General features: G+C 31.9%; 15 protein-coding genes. 11 read left to right on the forward strand and 4 right to left on the reverse strand.

Annotated elements, in window-relative coordinates; all coding sequences use genetic code 11:
- Window positions 1-240 precede the first annotated feature (240 nt).
- Both CRN98_RS08980 and ltaE read right to left on the reverse strand, forming a co-directional pair.
- On the reverse strand, window positions 241-1,320 hold the full coding sequence (locus tag CRN98_RS08980; protein ID WP_242960878.1) for a GerMN domain-containing protein: 1,080 nt from the start codon (window positions 1,318-1,320) through the stop codon (window positions 241-243).
- Between the two features lie 119 nt (window positions 1,321-1,439).
- Window positions 1,440-2,471 carry a low-specificity L-threonine aldolase gene (ltaE, locus tag CRN98_RS08985; protein WP_097027096.1) on the reverse strand — a complete coding sequence of 344 codons (1,032 nt, stop codon included), beginning with the start codon at window positions 2,469-2,471 and terminating at the stop codon, window positions 1,440-1,442.
- Between the two features lie 184 nt (window positions 2,472-2,655).
- Here ltaE and CRN98_RS08990 point away from each other — a divergent pair, with 184 nt between their 5' ends.
- The 5 genes from CRN98_RS08990 (at window position 2,656) to CRN98_RS09010 (ending at window position 9,222) form a co-directional block, all read left to right on the forward strand.
- Window positions 2,656-4,578, forward strand: coding sequence for a PrkA family serine protein kinase (locus CRN98_RS08990; RefSeq protein ID WP_097027097.1), 1,923 nt, complete (start codon window positions 2,656-2,658; stop codon window positions 4,576-4,578).
- Between the two features lie 4 nt (window positions 4,579-4,582).
- Window positions 4,583-5,761 carry a sporulation protein YhbH gene (gene yhbH, locus CRN98_RS08995; RefSeq protein ID WP_097027098.1) on the forward strand — a complete coding sequence of 393 codons (1,179 nt, stop codon included), beginning with the start codon at window positions 4,583-4,585 and terminating at the stop codon, window positions 5,759-5,761.
- A 13-nt stretch (window positions 5,762-5,774) separates the two neighbouring features.
- Window positions 5,775-7,139, forward strand: coding sequence for a SpoVR family protein (locus CRN98_RS09000; protein WP_097027099.1), 1,365 nt, complete (start codon window positions 5,775-5,777; stop codon window positions 7,137-7,139).
- Between the two features lie 174 nt (window positions 7,140-7,313).
- Complete coding sequence (locus CRN98_RS09005; protein ID WP_097027100.1) at window positions 7,314-8,042, forward strand: ABC transporter ATP-binding protein; 729 nt, start codon at window positions 7,314-7,316, stop codon at window positions 8,040-8,042.
- The gene (locus CRN98_RS09010) at window positions 8,035-9,222 is read left to right on the forward strand and encodes an ABC transporter permease (RefSeq protein ID WP_097027101.1); all 1,188 of its coding nucleotides are present in this window, start codon (window positions 8,035-8,037) and stop codon (window positions 9,220-9,222) included. Before CRN98_RS09005 ends, CRN98_RS09010 begins: the two co-directional genes overlap by 8 nt.
- Window positions 9,223-9,329: 107 nt before the next feature.
- On the opposite strand, the gene CRN98_RS09015 is transcribed toward CRN98_RS09010, so the two are convergent.
- Window positions 9,330-9,596 (reverse strand): hypothetical protein, encoded by a 267-nt coding sequence (locus CRN98_RS09015; RefSeq protein WP_143331290.1) that lies wholly within the window; start codon window positions 9,594-9,596, stop codon window positions 9,330-9,332.
- Between the two features lie 304 nt (window positions 9,597-9,900).
- Between CRN98_RS09015 and CRN98_RS09020 the strand changes: the two genes are divergently transcribed.
- The 3 genes from CRN98_RS09020 (at window position 9,901) to CRN98_RS09030 (ending at window position 15,066) form a co-directional block, all read left to right on the forward strand.
- Window positions 9,901-11,340 (forward strand): spore germination protein, encoded by a 1,440-nt coding sequence (locus tag CRN98_RS09020; protein ID WP_242960880.1) that lies wholly within the window; start codon window positions 9,901-9,903, stop codon window positions 11,338-11,340.
- 270 nt (window positions 11,341-11,610) lie between these two features.
- On the forward strand, window positions 11,611-13,182 hold the full coding sequence (locus tag CRN98_RS09025) for an HAL/PAL/TAL family ammonia-lyase (RefSeq protein WP_097027103.1): 1,572 nt from the start codon (window positions 11,611-11,613) through the stop codon (window positions 13,180-13,182).
- 240 nt (window positions 13,183-13,422) lie between these two features.
- A complete protein-coding gene (locus CRN98_RS09030) occupies window positions 13,423-15,066 on the forward strand; it encodes a sigma-54 interaction domain-containing protein (protein ID WP_097027104.1) in 1,644 nt (547 codons plus the stop codon).
- A gap of 145 nt (window positions 15,067-15,211) precedes the next feature.
- Here the strand turns inward: CRN98_RS09030 and CRN98_RS17485 are convergent, their stop codons facing one another.
- On the reverse strand, window positions 15,212-15,343 hold the full coding sequence (locus tag CRN98_RS17485; protein ID WP_423237096.1) for a hypothetical protein: 132 nt from the start codon (window positions 15,341-15,343) through the stop codon (window positions 15,212-15,214).
- Between the two features lie 22 nt (window positions 15,344-15,365).
- Here CRN98_RS17485 and CRN98_RS09035 point away from each other — a divergent pair, with 22 nt between their 5' ends.
- From CRN98_RS09035 to cas6, 3 genes are all read left to right on the forward strand, one after another.
- On the forward strand, window positions 15,366-16,178 hold the full coding sequence (locus tag CRN98_RS09035; protein ID WP_097027105.1) for an alpha/beta fold hydrolase: 813 nt from the start codon (window positions 15,366-15,368) through the stop codon (window positions 16,176-16,178).
- Between the two features lie 187 nt (window positions 16,179-16,365).
- On the forward strand, window positions 16,366-17,316 hold the full coding sequence (locus CRN98_RS09040) for a helix-turn-helix transcriptional regulator (protein ID WP_097027106.1): 951 nt from the start codon (window positions 16,366-16,368) through the stop codon (window positions 17,314-17,316).
- A gap of 53 nt (window positions 17,317-17,369) precedes the next feature.
- A complete protein-coding gene (gene cas6, locus CRN98_RS09045; RefSeq protein ID WP_242960881.1) occupies window positions 17,370-18,116 on the forward strand; it encodes a CRISPR-associated endoribonuclease Cas6 in 747 nt (248 codons plus the stop codon).
- Window positions 18,117-18,119 lie beyond the last annotated feature (3 nt).

Here is an 18,119-nt window from a genome sequence, read left to right on the forward strand (position 1 = left end):
TTGTAAATATAATATTACTTATGATACGGTATTTTCAGTTTTTAAAATAGCCTTAGGCAAGTTATATCAATGCCTAAGGTTAAAAACCTCCGTTGCTTATAGATAAAATATCAAAAAAATAGTAGCCCCGACTCGCAATTGGATGCTACTATTTTTATTCCTATAAAATATAGTGATACCAGTTGCCTAAGCAACTAGAATTGTATATCAGTAGAGTGCTCCAACACTCTACTCTTTTGTTTATTTATATTCGATTATGTTTTTATAATCTGTTTTTAGAACTTCTCCTTTTTCAAGGACAATATGACCTGAACTATAAGGTTTGCCATTCATGGTTATTATTACGTTAGGTGTATTATAATAATCTCCTAAAGTATTTGTTATTCCTTTTAAAATAGCAAGTTCTAAGCCACTTCCTGCATTCATTTCAGTTACTAAGTTTTCTGTGAAATCCACCATTACAGTATTTGATTTTTGATTTAAATAAAGTTTATTTATTTTTACCTTTTCTCCAATTAGTGGGTTTAGATTTTTATTTGGACTTTCTTTAAAGTATTTTTCAAAGACTTCTTTAGTATCATCATTTGTTTTGAAATTTAATGCTTTCTTAGAGAAAACCATTCTGTCATTTACATCATCAGGATAGTAAAATTTAGTTGTTTGAACCACAGGAGCATCTTTAGTTATTTTTTCTAATGAAGTTGTAACTTCCATACCATTTGATTTAAATATGCTTTTTACTAAGCCTTGGTTTAAAGCATAGTAATCATAAGTTGTAGAATCTCCACTTTCTGTGGTTACTTCTAAAGCTTTGTAATTTCCAGAAGGAGTCTCTATTTCTTTATCTACAGCAGAAATGTATCTTTTTTTACCATCAGATAAAGTCCAAGAAGTTCCTTTTTGTAAAGGTTCCTTTAAAAGAACTTCATATTTACTATACTCATTATTAGTTAAGTTATCTCTATAGTAAAATTCTCCTTCAGAAGCTAAGCTCCTTAGTTCTCCATTTGTATACTGTAATACCTGTGCTGAGGTAGTACCAGCATTTATTATTCTAAGCTGAATTTTATCTCCATTTATGAAATCTGTATATACGGTTTTCTCAGCATATTCATTCCCAGTTCCCTTATATTTTAGTGATACATTTTCTTTAAAAGGATAATAATCTTTTATAGTGTAATTCTCTGATTGTTTAGTAGGATTGTCTGTTGGTGTTTTATCTCCAATTGGATTATTATTTGCATTGTTATTTTTGCCGCAAGAAACGAGGAATACAAAGGACAAACATAATAATATACAAATCTTTTTCAAGTTCTTCATAAATATACCTCCTTAAGTTAATTTAATTATTACTTTAATTATACAAAAAATATAACAGCTTATGTATATAAGTAACAAAATAAGTACGAAGAATAAGGGACAAGCAATGCTTGTCCTAATTATTTTACATTTAGTAATTGCTTTAAAATATCTACACACATATTAATATGTTCTTTATTAACCCAATAATTAGTTACAAATCTAAACTCGCCATTTTCAGGTGGATTTATTTTAATACCTTTCTTATAAAATTCATCTACTATAAGTTTACCATCAATAGATAAATCTTCTATGCTAAAGAATACCATATTAATATGAATTTGGTCAAGTTTTACATTGATGCCTGGAATTTTAGATAACTCTTCTCCTAAAAATTCAGCATTTTCATGATCAACTTTTAAATGCTGTCTCATATCTTTAAGAGCAACCATTCCTGCAGCAGCAAGTATTCCAGTTTGTCTCATGCCGCCACCCATGATTTTTCTCTTTTTACGTGCCTTTGAAATAAACTCCTTAGAACCTGCAAGCATTGAGCCTATAGGGGCACATAAGCCCTTTGAAAGACAAAACATAACAGAATCACAGTACTTAGTTATTTCCTTAGCATCTACCCCTAAGGATGCAGCAGCATTAAAAAGTCTTGCACCATCTAAGTGAACAGGCAAATTGTGATTTTTAGCCACTTCATATATTTCCTTCATATTTTGAATAGATAAAACTCTTCCATTAGAATGAGCATTTTCTACACATATTAAGCTAGTTTCAGGGAAATGTATATCTTCACCTCTTATAGTTTTTTCAACTTCACTAGGATTCATTTCTCCTTTATTACTCTTTAAAGGTCTTAATTGAACCCCAGCAATGATTGCAGGTGCGCCTACTTCATGCTGTAATATGTGACAGTTTTCTTCGAGTATAACTTCAGTTCCACGAATGCAGTGTGTAAATAGTGCAAGTTGATTTCCAAAGGTTCCAGTAGGAACAAATAAAGCAGCTTCTTTATTTACTAAGGTTGCTGTATACTCTTCTAATAATTTAACAGTGGTATCATCTTCATATACATCATCGCCCACTTCAGAGTTATACATGGCTTTTCTCATTTCTTCTGTTGGCCTTGTTACTGTGTCGCTTCTTAAATCAATATAATTCATTTAAATACCCCCAATACAAAATATCTTATTTTTATTATAACTTAAAATTAATTTAAAATAAACTTAAATATTGATAATATTTGCCAATGGACTGCAGGGCTATTAAAGTTCTAAAAATTAATTTTTTATAATATAAATACAACAATAGAAGTGTAATACTTAATCAATTTAGTATGGAGGGAATATGAATTTTAAAGAGTTAATAGAGAAGGATAGAGAGAGAAGAAAGAATGATAAATTTGAAGGAACTTTCCTTGACTATTTGGAAATATTGAAAAATAATCCTGAAGTATATAAATTAGCTCATGAAAGAATGTATGAAATAGTAACACGTGAAGGAGTAGAGGTATTAGATCCAGAAGAAAACATAAGAATAAGAAAGGTATATGGAAATCAGGTTATTAAGAGCTATAATTTCTTCAAAAATGACTTTTTTGGAATAGATAAAACTTTAATGAAACTTGTTAATTATTTTTACTCTGCATCTATGAAAGGTGAAGAGTCAAGACAGGTGTTATATCTTGTAGGTCCTGTAGGCTCCGGAAAATCCTCCCTAGTTGAATCTCTTAAAAAAGCACTAGAAACTTCAGAAGCAGTATATGGTTTAAAGGGATGTCCTATGAGAGAAGAACCACTTCATTTAATCCCTAAACATTTAAGAAAAGAATTTGAAAAAGAGTTAGGAATGAAAATAGAGGGAGATCTCTGCCCAGTATGTAGATATAAATTACTTCATGAATATAATGGAGAATATGAAAAATTTCCTATAGAAAAAGTAGACTTTTCAATTAGATCCAGAAAGGGCATTGGAGTTGTGCCACCAGTTGATCCAAATAATCAAGACACATCTGTACTTATAGGTTCTGTAGATATCTCAAAAATGGATCTTTATTCTGAAGATGACCCTAGAATATTTGCATTAAATGGAGCTTTTAACGTAGGTAATAGAGGACTTGTAGAGTTTATAGAGGTATTCAAAAATGATGTAGAATATCTTCATACTATAATAACAGCTACTCAAGAAAAATCTATACCATCACCTGGAAAGGGCTCTATGATATATTTTGATGGAGTAATTCTCGCCCATTCAAATGAAGCAGAATGGACTAAGTTTAAATCAGATCATACTAACGAAGCAATCCTAGACAGAATAGTAAAAATAGAAGTGCCATATTGTATGGAACTAAATGAAGAGAAAAAGATTTATAAAAAGATACTTGGAAAGAGTAACTTTGGTGCTCACATTGCACCACATACCATAGATGTAGCAGCTATGTTTGCTATACTCACAAGACTTCAGCCATCTAATAAAGTTGATTTATTAACTAAACTTAAAATTTATAATGGAGAAGAAATTGTAGAAAAGGGAACCACTAAAAAGGTTGACATTACAGAGCTTAGAGAAGAGTCAGGACTTAGAGAAGGCATGAGTGGTATTTCAACTAGATTCATAGTAAAGGCAATAGATAATGCATTATCTGAATCTAGGGAAGGTTGTATAAATCCATTAAGTGTAATGGAAAGCATTATAAAATCCGTTAAAGATTTAGATATAGCAGATGATGAAAGAAAGAAATATCTGGCATTATTACAAGATACAATAAGGAAAGAATATAATAAGATTTTAGAAAAGGAAATTACTAAGGCATTTATTCAAAGTTTTAGGGAACAGGCAGAAAGCTTATTTAATAACTATTTAGATCATGCAGAAGCTTTTGTTAACAAGACAAAGATTAAGGATAAGGCAACTGGGGAGCAGTTAGAACCAGACGAAAAGTTTATGCGCTCCATTGAAGAACAAATAGGAATTTCAGATAGCTCTGCAAAGGGATTTAGATCAGATGTAACTTCTTATATGTTCTATTTGGTAAGAAAGGGAGCTAAGATAGATTACACTTCCTATGAACCATTAAAAGAAGCTGTAGAAAAGAAATTAACCTATTCCGTAAGAGAAATGTCTAGAATTATAACTAAGTCTAGAGTTAGAGATAAGGAACAAAATCAAAAATACAATACAATGGTAGAAGAAATGAAGAAAAATGGATATTGTGATGAGTGCTGTGATGTAATACTTAAATACGCAGCTAATAACCTATGGAAGGATTGATATTATGGCAATCTTTAGAGAGTTCAATCCTATTCCTCATGATAGAACAGCGGAGGATAGAAGGAGACATCAAAAGCTTGTGGAAGATTCCATAAAGAAAAATTTAGTAGATATCCTTTCTGAAGAGAGCTTAATAGGCCAAAACTCCCAGAAAAAAATAAAGATTCCCATAAAGGGCATAAAGGAATATCAATTTGTATATGGTAAAAATACTTCTGGGGTTGGAAGCGGAGATGGATCTGAAAAAAGAGGCGATGTAATTGGCAGCGAAAAAGAAGGCAATGCAAAAGGAAAGGGCAACAAAGGCGCTGGTAATGAAGAAGGGGAAGATATATTTGAAACTGAAATCACACTAGAAGATATCTTCCAATATATTTTTGATGATTTAGAACTTCCAAATTTAAAGAAGAAAAAAATTTCTGAAATCCTTATGGAAGGTTCTAAAAAGAAATCCGGATATCAAAGAAATGGAATTCCACCAAGACTTGCTAAAAAGAGAACAGTTGTGGAAAAGCTAAAAAGAAAACAAGGCATGAAAAGGGCCCTTAGAGAAAATAATGAAAATGCAGTAATAGAAAGATTCCCATTTAAGAAGGATGATATAAGATATTACAGAGTAAAGCCTAGAATGAAAAAAGAGTATAATGCAGTGGTGATATGTATAATGGATACCTCCGCATCTATGGATCAGACCAAAAAATATCTTGCTCGTTCATTTTTCTTTATGCTTTATAGTTTTATAAAGATGAAATATGAAAAAGTACAGGTAGAATTTATAGCTCACTCTACAGTAGGAAAAATTGTAACTGAAGATGAGTTTTTTCATAAGGTAGAGTCAGGAGGAACCTACGTATCTAGCGGATATCAAAAGGCATTGGAGCTTATACGCGAAAAGTATAATCCATCAACCTATAATATTTATGCCTTCCATGCAAGTGATGGAGATAACTGGAGCGAAGACAATGAAAGGGCTATAAAATCAGTAAATGAATTATGTGATGTATGTAACTTGTTTGGATATGCAGAAATAATGACCTATGGATATTCTAGTACTATAAAAAAGAAATATTCCCAAGAGATAAATAGAGATAATTTTGCAATGGTTGCTATGCAAAAGAAAGAAGACTTATGGAATGCCATTAGGGATGTGCTAAAGGCAGAAATAAGCCAATCTGCAGAATAAAGGGGGTGGCAGCGTGGATTATACTATAAGTGAACTTGAAAAGTGGAATGAAAAGATAGAAAAAGTAGTTAAAAAGTTTGGACTTAATTATTATCCTCAGGAATTTGAAATAATAGATCATAATGATATGCTAGCTTATGAGGTATATGTGGGTATGCCTGCCCACTATCCTCATTGGAGTTTTGGAAAGGCATATGATAAGCTAAGAACCCTGTATAACTATAATCTTACAGGACTTCCCTATGAAATGGTTATAAATTCAAATCCATGCTTAGCTTATTTAATGAAGGATAATACTCTTCTTTTGCAAATACTAACAATTGCCCATGTATATGGACATAATGATTTTTTTAAGAACAATAGACTTTTTAAAACAGCCACCGATGCTTCCTACACCATTGAAATGTTTAAAAGTCATGCAGATAGAATAAGGGAATATATAAATGATCCCAGCATTGGATATGAAGAAGTAGAAAAGATGTTAAATGCAGCCCATGCTGTAAAGCTTCAAAGGGAAAGAAGCGTAGGAATTAAAAAAATGTCCAATGAAGAAATAAAGCAAAGAATCATTAAGGACTATATAACAGAAGATAATACGGATGTACTAAAACCTTGGGAAAAGAAAAGTTTAGATAATATAGAAAAAATTCCACTAGAACCTGATGAGGATATTTTAGGATTTATAATAAGATATGGAGATCTTAGTTCTTGGCAAAAGGATATAGTAGATATAGTAAGACAAGAAACAGAATATTTTCTACCTCAAATAGAAACAAAGATTATGAATGAGGGATGGGCAAGTTTCTGGCACTATAATATATTAAAGGAACTTGAGCTTCCTACATCACTTCATTTGGAATTTATAAAAAGGCATAATGATGTAATAACTCCTCTTGAAGGCAGAATAAATCCTTATTACATGGGATTTAAAATATTTGAGGACTTAGAGGCGAAGTATGGAAGAGAAAAAATATTTGAAGTAAGAGAGCTTGAGCGAGATGAATCCTTTATAAGAAGATACCTTACAGAGGAACTATGTAGTGAAATGAATTTATTCCAATTTGGAAAGCAGGATAAGGATTATGTAATAGAGGAAGTATCTGATGAGGATGGATTTAAACAAATAAGAAATACAATTTGCAGCTCCTGCGGCATGGGCATGATACCATCTATTGCTGTAACAGACATGAGTCTTTATAATAAGACATTGGTACTTACCCATAACTATGATGGAAGGGAATTAGACTTAATTTATGGGGTAGAAACTTTAAAGTATATAGTAGACTTATGGGGGCACAAGGTAATTTTAAAAACTCGCATAGAAGGAAAGGATTCAGACATAGTTTGTAATATAGATAAGAGCATAACTTATGTGTAAATTTAATTGTATATTGTAAGTTAATAATGAATAAGGAACATTTAGTGGGTTATTAATTCACTTATGTTCCTTATTTTTTTATAAGCATGTAATAAAATGTCAAAAAATTAATTTTACATAATGATAAATATAATTTAAAATTATATTAGGATAAAGTATACTTAGGAGGGTTTTATGATAGAGATTAGTAATTTATCAAAACAGTTTAAAAATATAAAAGCAGTTGATAATGTAAATTTTAAAGTAAGTAAAGGAGAAATACTTGGACTACTTGGTGAAAACGGTGCAGGGAAGACAACTACACTTAGAATGATAGCAACAATGCTTAAGCCTACTTCAGGAGAGGCAATAATCGAAGGATACAGCATAACAAAAGAAGCCTCAAAGGTAAGAGGAGAAATAGGCATACTCTTTGGAGGAGAAGTTGGGTTATATGACAGACTTACAGCAAGGGAAAATATGATGTACTTTGCAAGGCTCAACGGAATGACCGATGAAGAAGCTAAAAAAAGTATAGAAAACTTAACTCATATGCTTCAAATGGAGGAATTTATAGATAGAAGAGTAGGAAAGTTTTCTAGAGGGATGAAACAAAAGGTGGCAATAGCAAGATCCATAGTCCATAAACCTTCAGTAATGCTATTTGATGAACCTACCATAGGACTAGATGTTACTGCATCAAAAATAGTGCAGGATTTTATATTAAGCTGCAAATCAGAAAATAAATCAATAATATTTTCCAGTCACAGTATGAGAGAAGTGGAAAAGCTTTGCGATAGAATTATAATAATTCATAAAGGTAAATTAATAGAAGAAGGAACTATAGAGGAATTAAAGAAAAAGTACAATAATGAAGATATGGAAGATATATTTATAAGTTTGGTAGGTGATAAAAATGAGTAGTATAGCATTTACAGTATTTAAAAAGGAACTAAGGGATATATTCAGAGATAAAAAGACACTTTTAGTAAGCGTGCTAATACCTTTACTATTATTTCCTATAATGTTTTATGCCATAGGGAGAACAGGCTCTGATAATGCAAAAAAGGTAGAAAATAACTTTGAGGTAGCAATAAGTGGAGGAGAAAATACTCAATTTAGAAGGATTATAGAAAATTATCCGAAGGTAAAAATCACTCCTTCAAGTAATATAGAGGAAGATGTTAAAGATGGAAATATATTAGTTGGACTAGAAATTCCTGATGATGTGGACAAACTTTTAGAAGAGGAAAAGGGAACTTCAGTTAAAATTATATTTGATAATACAAGTCAGCAGTCTTCTATGGCTCAAGGTATGATAGAAAAAACCATTGAAGACTATAATAAGCAGGTGGTATCCCACAGGCTTCAAAAGAGAAATATAGATGTATCCATACTAAATCCTGTAAAGGTAGAATATAAAACTTCAGCTACAGATAAGGACAGTATGGGTAAAATAATGCTTTCTATGCTTTTACCACTTTTCCTTGTTATATATAGCATAACAGGTCCTATGGGGGCAGCGGTGGATTTAGGAGCAGGAGAAAAGGAAAGAGGAACGCTTGAGCCGCTTTTAACTACCCAGGCAGGAAGAATGTCGCTTTTATGGGGTAAGTTTTTGGCCATAGCTGTAGTAGGACTTACAACCACGGGAGCTTCAATGATTGGGCTTTTAATATCTTTAACTAAATTTGGAGAAAGCTTTGGAACTGAAGGAGGAGTTAGTTTAAGTTTTGGCGTTTCAACTTTTGCCCTAATATTTTTAATGATAATACTTTTAAACATGACCTTTGGAGCATTAGAGCTTTCTATAAGCATATACGCACGTTCCTTTAAGGAAGCACAAACCTATTTAGCACCGCTTAATATAATAGCATTAGTGCCAGTTTACACAACTTATATGCTGGATGCTAGAAATATAGATAACTTTTACTTCCACATACCTGTAGCAAATACAGTGTGCCTTATTAAGGAATTTTTAGCAGGAGTGTTTAATACATCTCATATTTTAATTACCTTTGGATGGATTTTAATATACATTATGGCAGCTATACTCTTTGCAAGATATATGTTTAGTAAGGAAGAGGTTATATTTAGGACATAGTGAATATAGGATTTGCCTTTAGAAAAATATTTAATGCTTTTCTAAAGGCAAATCCTATATTTGTGTATTCAGCTTATAATATTTGATTTTATATAGAAGATAAAAGATTAAAATAATGAAAAACTTGTAAGATATAAAGAAATAATAATGAGATTTCTTTTATCTTTATCTGGTTCTATAGTTAGACAATTATAAAATTTATCTGATACCAAAAAAAGAGTAGCTAATATAAAATTACCTGCACTGAATATTTTTAATGTTATATCAATACCAAATACTATAAGGCATATAGGAAGTACAATTGCATCTATTCCTATAATGCCAAACCTTCTTTTATTTACAACATGCATAATATCACCTTGTATAATGAACATATAGTAAAAATTCATTATACTTTTCCTTTCATAATTTATTCCACAAATGTAGGCTATATTTTTGTCATGCCTTTTTTATTAAATAAATAATTATGGGGGTTTTCAAATTTGTAATGCAATTTTTTAAACCAAATCACTTTTGATTATTATAACATAAATTAGAATATTATTCCAAAATACCCTTATAAAATCAAAAATGTAAAACATATTAATATAAAAACTATTACATAAAATTATATAGTGTAATTAAAGTATTTTATGCAAATAATACATATAGCAAAATACTTTAGAAAGTAGTGAGAATATGGAGGCATCAAATAATATTAAATTAACAAAAGATATTAAAAAAAATAAGGAAATCCTTAAGGAAAGTATTCCTATTAAAAAAAGCTTTGATATCATTGGTAGAGAAATACTTATTGGACAGCTGGAAGCTTACTTAGTTTTTATTGATGGATTTGCAAAGGATAACATTATGCTTTGGATTCTAGAGGTACTTCAATCTTTGAAGGAATCAGAAATATCAAAGGATACCATTACTACTTTAATGAAAAGTAAAATAGGTTATATTGAAGTGGAAAGTTTTTCAGATATAAAGCAAATGACATCTTTAGTACTTGCTGGAGCAGTTGCACTTATAATTGATGGTCAAGAAGAAGGAATTATTATTGATGCAAGAGAATATCCTGTACGAAGTCCCCAGGAGCCAGATTTAGAGAAGGTTACCAGAGGATCAAGAGATGGACTGGTAGAGACTATTATATTTAACACAGCTCTCATACGAAGAAGGCTCAGGGATCCAAATCTTATATTTGAGATTAAAAGCGTAGGAAAGCGCTCACAAACGGATGTGGTTATTGCCTATTTAAAGGATATGGCTGATGAGAAGCTTTTAAAGGAGATTAAAGATAAAATAGATAGTATAGATGTGGGAGCATTGATAATGGGAGAAAAAACCTTGGAGGAGTTAATTATAAAAAAGCACTGGTATAACCCTCTTCCTCAGGTGAAGTTTACAGAAAGACCAGATGTTGTAGCAGCACATTTGATGGAGGGACATATTGCAATAATTGTAGATACGTCTCCTAGTGTTATGATTCTTCCTGTTACCTTGTTTCATTTTACACAGCATGCAGAGGATTACTATCAAAACATAGCTGTAGGAACTTACACACGATGGGTAAGGTTTTTAGGAATGATTTGTGCCTTTATATTACTTCCTCTGTGGCTTTTGCTAGTAAATAATAAAGCATATATTCCACAATTTCTGCAGTTTTTAGGTCCAAAGGAACCTAGTAATATCCCCTTATTCATTCAATTTATTTTACTTGAATTTGGGTTAGACTTACTGCGAATTTCGTCTATTCATACTCCAGATGTATTAAGCACTTCTTTAGGAATCATTGGTGGTTTGATACTAAGTGAGTTTGCAGTAAAGGTAGGATGGTTTGTACCAGAATCTATACTATATATTGCACTGGCGGCAATAGGGACCTTTGCTGCGCCGAGTGTTGAGTTTGGTCTGGCAATACGTATTTTTAGGCTGTTATTGGTTGTGATGACAGGACTATTTAACATCTATGGCTTTGTTATAGCAATTATCATAGTTTTTGTCATTACCTACACAACTAAGTCCTTTGAAAATGGGAAAAAGTATACTTGGCCCCTTATTCCTTTTGAGTGGAAGCCTTTATCACATATTTTATTTAGAATGCCAATACCAAGAATTAGAGATAAAAAATAAGATTGTGAACTATTGTGACAATAGCTTCCCGAGGTAAAATCCGGTAGAAACATTTTATACACGTTTATCTTACTTCGCACAATATTTATTAAAAATCAAACTGAAACAGCAAAATCTCTTTGCGCAAGTGCAAAGAGATTTTGCTGTTTCAGGCATTAATTTACTGAATTTACAGATATCCATTTTTGGCATGATTGTTGCTTAATAAATAGATAGATAGATAGATAGATAGTTCTTAATTTCAGAGTAAATAAAGGGAAGGTGAAAAAAATGGTTAATCACAATGATACGATTCTATGTAGGGATTCTAGGGAAATTGCTGAAGTATTTCTAGGAAGTGAAGATTTCACTATTGAAGAATTTGTCGCTGTAGCGAGATATGGTGCAAAGGTCAGGTTTTCAAGCGAATACTGTGAGAGGGTAAAAAAGACTAAAGGACTGCTTGAAAAATTCTTAAAAGAAAACAGACTTATTTACGGTGTAACAACTGGGTTCGGAGATAATGTAAGAAATGTAATATCCCCGGAGGATTCAGAAAAACTTCAGACTAATATCATCCGTTCTCATGCATGTGCGGTAGGAGAACCTCTGGAAAAGGAGGTTGTTCGAGCGATACAACTTATGATGCTACTTAATATGGGACTTGGGTATTCGGGTGCGTCGCTTGGAATGCTGGAACTGCTTAGGGATCAACTTAACAATGAGGTTACTCCTTTTGCACCTGGTGAAGGCTCAGTAGGTTATCTGGGAGTAGAAGGACATATAGCTCTCGTATTAATAGGTGAAGGAAAGGCATGGTATAAGGGAGAACTGCTGGAAGGTGGGGAGGCTTTATCCAAAGCGGGGCTCAAACCTGTAAAAATTCAATGCAAAGAAGGCCTTTCTTTACTTAACGGGTCAACTTCAGTCACAGCAATAGCTGTCCTTGCCATATATAATGCTATCCAGGCTACGAAAGTTGGGGATATTGCTGGTGCACTGGCTTATGAGGCTCTTCAGGGAACACTGAAAGCTTGTGATAAAAGAATAATCGATCGAAAAAAGCATATTGAACAGAGCAGGACTGCTGAAAATCTGCTGGCAATATTGAAGGACAGTGAAATATCCAAAGCCTGTATAAATTTAAAGGTTCAAGATTGTCTTGCACTCAGGCAGATACCACAGATGCATGGAGCTGTAAAAAGAACACTCCGTGAAGCTATGGTTTCTATAGCAGAGGAAATGAATTCAAGCAGTGACAATCCGATTATCTTTCCACAAGATGATGACGGTATAGCCTTGTCAGGAGGCAATTTTGATGGCTCATATGTGGGCATACATGCTGATTCCGCGTGCATAGCGATGGGAGTACTGGCAAAACTGTCAGAGCGAAAAATTGACAGGCTGGTAAATTGGCATTTGAGCGGATATCCTTCTTTCCTGGTAAAAAATCCAGGATTGAACAATGGATATATGATACCACAGTATACTGCGGCAGGACTCGTTGGGGAAATAAAAGTGCTTTCACATCCTTCGAGTGTAGATAATATTTCAACCTCTGCAAGCCAGGAAGACCCTGTTTCACTTGCATACTTTGCTTCGAAGAAGGCGTATCAGGTTTCAAAGAAGCTTGAATATATACTTGCTATAGAAATCATGACTGAAATCCAGGCGTTGGATTTTATCGAAGACATGAAACCATCAACTGTTACAAAAGCTGTCTATGACTTGGTAAGAGAAAAAGTTCCCCCTGTAGATCAGGACAGGCATTTTTATCCTGACATAGAATATATAAAGGATCTTATACATGACGGGACACTTGTAAAATGTGTTGAAGACAGGATAGGAAGCTTGAAGTTTTAGGATTTTGAAACTCAAAGGAAGTCCATGGATCTCCTGCCATTCTTCCGCCATAATTTTATACTTGGCGGAAGAATTATTTTACGGAAGAAATAATAGATTCATTGGAAAATTCGCCCGAAATGGTGGATTTTTTTAAAAACAAAAAATGATTTTGGCCTCCAATGTCGAATATATTTAGTTAGAAAATTGATTTTCTATTTATGATCTAAAATAGTATAATCAAACAAAGGAGGCTTTTATATGATTTCCTATGATGTAATATGCTTTTTAAATGAAAACGATATTCTTGAGCATATCGAATATTGTAACTTTAATAGTAATTATGATGATGTTAGTATTTGGAATAAATATATTGGGAAAGATATTAATAGTTTTTTAAATATTAATCTGAGCAAAAATAGTGGGTATGCTAACTGGAATGGTACAGTATTGCGGTTTACCAAGGTTAGGAATGTGATGGGAAGTGGATTTGTTCTCTATATAACAAAAGGCGTAGACGATAGTAAAATATTTATGGAAGCATTAGACTGTATTTCTGAGGGAATACAAGTCTTTGATCAAAATGGATATCTATTGTTTTGTAATAGATTTAGTGAAAAAATTGAAAAAACAAATAGAACAAATATTATAGGCAAACATTTATTAGATATTTACGATTTAAAAAAGGAGTATAGCACAATTTTAAATACAATCAAAAGTAAAAAGCCGGTTATAAATCGATGTGACCATTTTAAAAATAAAAATGGTGAAGTGATAACCACAATGAATTCTGGTTATCCATTATTTGTTGAGGATAAATTGATTGGGGCTGTGGGGCTAGTTCAAGATACTTTGGTTTCTGAACAATATCAAGAAAAGTCGGCTATTTTTGAAAAGTTTTTATCAGGGGATAAAGGTGATAAATTAAAAAATAAGAAGAAAAACTATTATGGCTTCAAATATCATCATTTTAATGATTTAATTGGTGAAGATGAAGGTTTTAAAGAGGCAGTTCATTTAGCGCAGAATATTTCTAAAAGGGACTGCTCAATATTAATATATGGTGAGACTGGTACTGGCAAGGAGTTGTTTGCTCAAAGTATTCATTCTGATAGTTTGAGGAAAAATAACGAATTCATTGCTATTAATTGTGCTGCTATACCTGAAAATCTAATCGAGAGCATCCTATTCGGAACTGAAAAAGGTTCTTTTACGGGAAGTGTTGATAGAATAGGTTTGTTTGAACAAGCCGAGGGGGGGACATTATTTTTAGATGAAATAAATTCAATGAATATTTATATGCAATCTAAACTTCTTAGAGTGCTGCAAGAGAATAAATTTAGGAGAGTTGGAGGACTTAAGGATATTGAATGTGATGTTCGAATTATATCTTCTACTAACGAAGAACCTATTTATTGCATAGAAAATAATAAGATTAGGAAAGATGTATATTATAGAATCAGTACAGTTACTATCAACATACCTCCACTTAGAGCACGAAGGAGAGATATTCCTATTTTGGTTCAGTGTTTTATTGAAAGATTATCCCGTATTTATTCTATGCAGGTAAAAGGGGTTTCAAGTGAGGTTATTAATATATTTAAAGAATATAACTGGCCTGGAAATGTAAGGGAACTTACACATGTTATTGAACATTGTTTCAACACGATGACGGATGATATCATTCAGGTGAATCATTTGCCGAAGTTTTTAAAAGATGATGAGAATGCGAGCGAGAAAGAAAATTTAGATTCTAAACTATTAAAGGATTTGATGGAGGAAAGTGAAAAAGATATAATAAGAAATGCACTGAAGCGTTGTAATAACAATGTCACAAGAGCAGCTGAAGAATTAGGTGTAATGAGACAAAGCCTTCAGTATCGAATAAAAAAATATAAACTATAACAGCAAAGCCGTTTTGCACTTATGTAAAATGGCTTTGCTTATATGGAACTTAATATTGGCAATTTTTAAGAAAATTCATTACTAGTGGTGCAAAAAAAAATTGCATCATTTAAGTTATAAATAATTATGAAATACATACTGACAATCAAAACTTAGCACCTTCTTGCTCACCTATCCATATTCCTAATATATCTTTATAGCATTTCATGTCTAACGCCATACAAATATAAGCAGCTTTATTCACAATTTTATGGTCAAGTGAATAACCTATTAACATAGTTATTTATTGGAGGATGTAAATGGGATACTATGTTAGTGTAGAACCAAATGTAAAAGTCTATGTGGAGGATCTTAATCCAAAGGGAAAAAAGACAATCGTATTTTTACACGGCTGGCCTGGCAGCCATAAATTATTTGAATATCAGTTTGATCAGCTTCCAAAGCATGGGTATAGGTGCATAGGAATAGACATGAGAGGATTTGGAGACTCAGATAAGCCTTATGAAGGTTACGGTTATGATCGATTATCAGACGATGTTAGATGTGTGGTTGATGCGTTAAAACTGCATGATTTCACACTGGCAGGACATTCAACTGGTGGAGCAATAGCTATCCGATATATGGCTCGCCATAGAGGACACGGAGTATCTAAACTTGCTCTTTTTGCTGCAGCAGCTCCTAGCCTTGTTAAGCGTCCAAATTTTCCATATGGATTAGAAAAAGAAGAGGTAATCAAACTTATTCAGGGAACATATGCTGATCGCCCTAAAATGCTGAGAGATTTTGGAGACATATTTTTCTTTCAGCATATAACTCAAGCATTTTCTGACTGGGTTTTTGACCTGGGATTACAAGCAGCGGGGTGGTCAACTGCAGCCATTGCAAAAACCTGGTTAGCTGAAGTATTATTTTACGATTTAGGAACAATAGAGGTTCCAACCTTAATTATTCACGGTATTCATGACAAGGTTGTTCCATTTACATTAGGTAAAGTACAAGAACAGTGTATCAAGAATTCAAAGCTTATACCATTTAAATTCAGTGGGCATGGTACGTTCTATGATCAGAAAGACAAATTTAATGAGGAATTGATGAAATTTATTGAAGAGTAAAGTTAATAATTAATTTAAGTGCCGTATGATTCAGAAGTGAATTCTACGGCACTTTTTATGCAAAATTATATTATTTTATAAGTGCAAATGGATATATTTGCCTTAATAATTTTGCTGGTTTATAATAAAATTAGAAAAATCGATATTATATTACATAATTACCTTAATTTTACGAGAGGAGATGAAAATGAGTAAGGTTGCTAATGCAGTAAAAATGATAATTTTATTAAAAAGTAGAGGAAAGATGAAAGCTAGTGAATTAGCAAATGAATTGGAAGTAGATGAAAGGATGGTGAGAAGATATAAAGACGATTTAGAACAAGCTCAAATTTATATTGATTCAATTCCTGGAAAGTATGGGGGATATGTATTACAAGGAAGGGATTATCTTTTAAGTTTAAATTTAGCTGAAGAAGAGCTTGATGCACTTATAACGGCAAAGGAACATCTGGAAAATAATAATTTTATCCTTAGTAAAGAGTACAATATGGCGTTAGATAAAATTAATGCTGCTAAAAAAGAAAGTGTGGATTTGAATATAGAAGGCACTTACTTTGTGAAGGAAACTAGAGCAAACTATGATTTTGATATGGAAAGAAAAATATGGATTGATGTAAAGGCAGCAATAATAACTAGAAATAAGATAAAAATAAGTTACAGTTCATTAGAAGGTGACTGTAAGAGTAGAATGGTTAGACCATATTCTATATTTCAGTATAAGGGAGCTATGTATCTTGTAGGTTATTGTGAGTATAGAAATGATATAAGAGAATTTAAATTATCTCGTATAAAACAATATGAAGTATTAGAAGACAAGTTTATTATGAATAATAACTTTAAAGTTAAAGACTATATGAAAAATTGTTTTGGAATATTTAATGATGAGGAGATATTTATAAGTTTAAAAGTTAAATATCCAATGGCACAGATTGTTAAAGAAAAAATATGGGTGGACAATCAGGAAATTATAGAAATTAAAGAAGATAATTCGATAATTTTTCGGGCAAAAATGAAAGGGTTAACAGAAATAAAAAGCTGGATTTTAAGCATGGGCAGTAACGCTTTAGTTTTAGAGCCTGAAAGTTTAAGGGAAGAAATAAAAGAAGAATTAAAAAAAGGGTTAAATTTATATGATTAATTTTAGTTTCTACCAATATATGTCCAGGTTATAACTTACAATTATATTAGGAGGTGAGAAAACTGAGATTAAAATGCGAATGTAAGATAGAAAAAATTCCAATAGCATATCAAATGATGTTTGTAAGCTTTATCAAAGAATCATTAAAAAAGACAGACAAAGAATACTTTGAAAAACTATATAAATTTGATAAAGATAAAGCAAATAAGAGTCCTAAAAATTTTTGTTTTTCAGTTTTTATGAAGGATTTTGAAAAACAAGGCGATGAATTTTTAATTAAAGACAAAGTTATTTTTAATGTTTCTTCTCCAGACTATGAGTTTATGATTAATTTATACAATGGAATTTTAAAACTTAAAGAGTTTAATTATAAAAACAAGTATTTTATTAACAAAGTGAGGATTGATCTTGTAAAAGAAAAGTCTATAAGTAGTAACACTGTGGAGCTTAACACATTATCTCCTTTATGTATTAAGGACAAGAATAATAACTCCATTGAGTTAAATGATGAAAGGTTTGAAAGTGAATTAAACTATATATCCAATAAGTCCCTTGAAGCTTATAGAGGATATGGACTTGTAACTCCTATTGTTTTTACGGATAGAGCAATGATTAAAAAGGTAGTTAAAGAAGATATAACAGCATTTAGAAAAAATACCGATAAGCCATATTACTATGTAAACAGTTATACTGGAAGATTTACATTACAAGGTAATATTAATGATCTTAATGATTTGTATAAGCTTGGGATTGGATTTAAAAGAGGACAAGGTTTTGGAATGATAGAGGTTGTAGGATAGGAG

This window comes from Clostridium peptidivorans (genome assembly GCF_900205925.1).
GTDB lineage: Bacteria > Bacillota > Clostridia > Clostridiales > Clostridiaceae > Clostridium_AK > Clostridium_AK peptidivorans.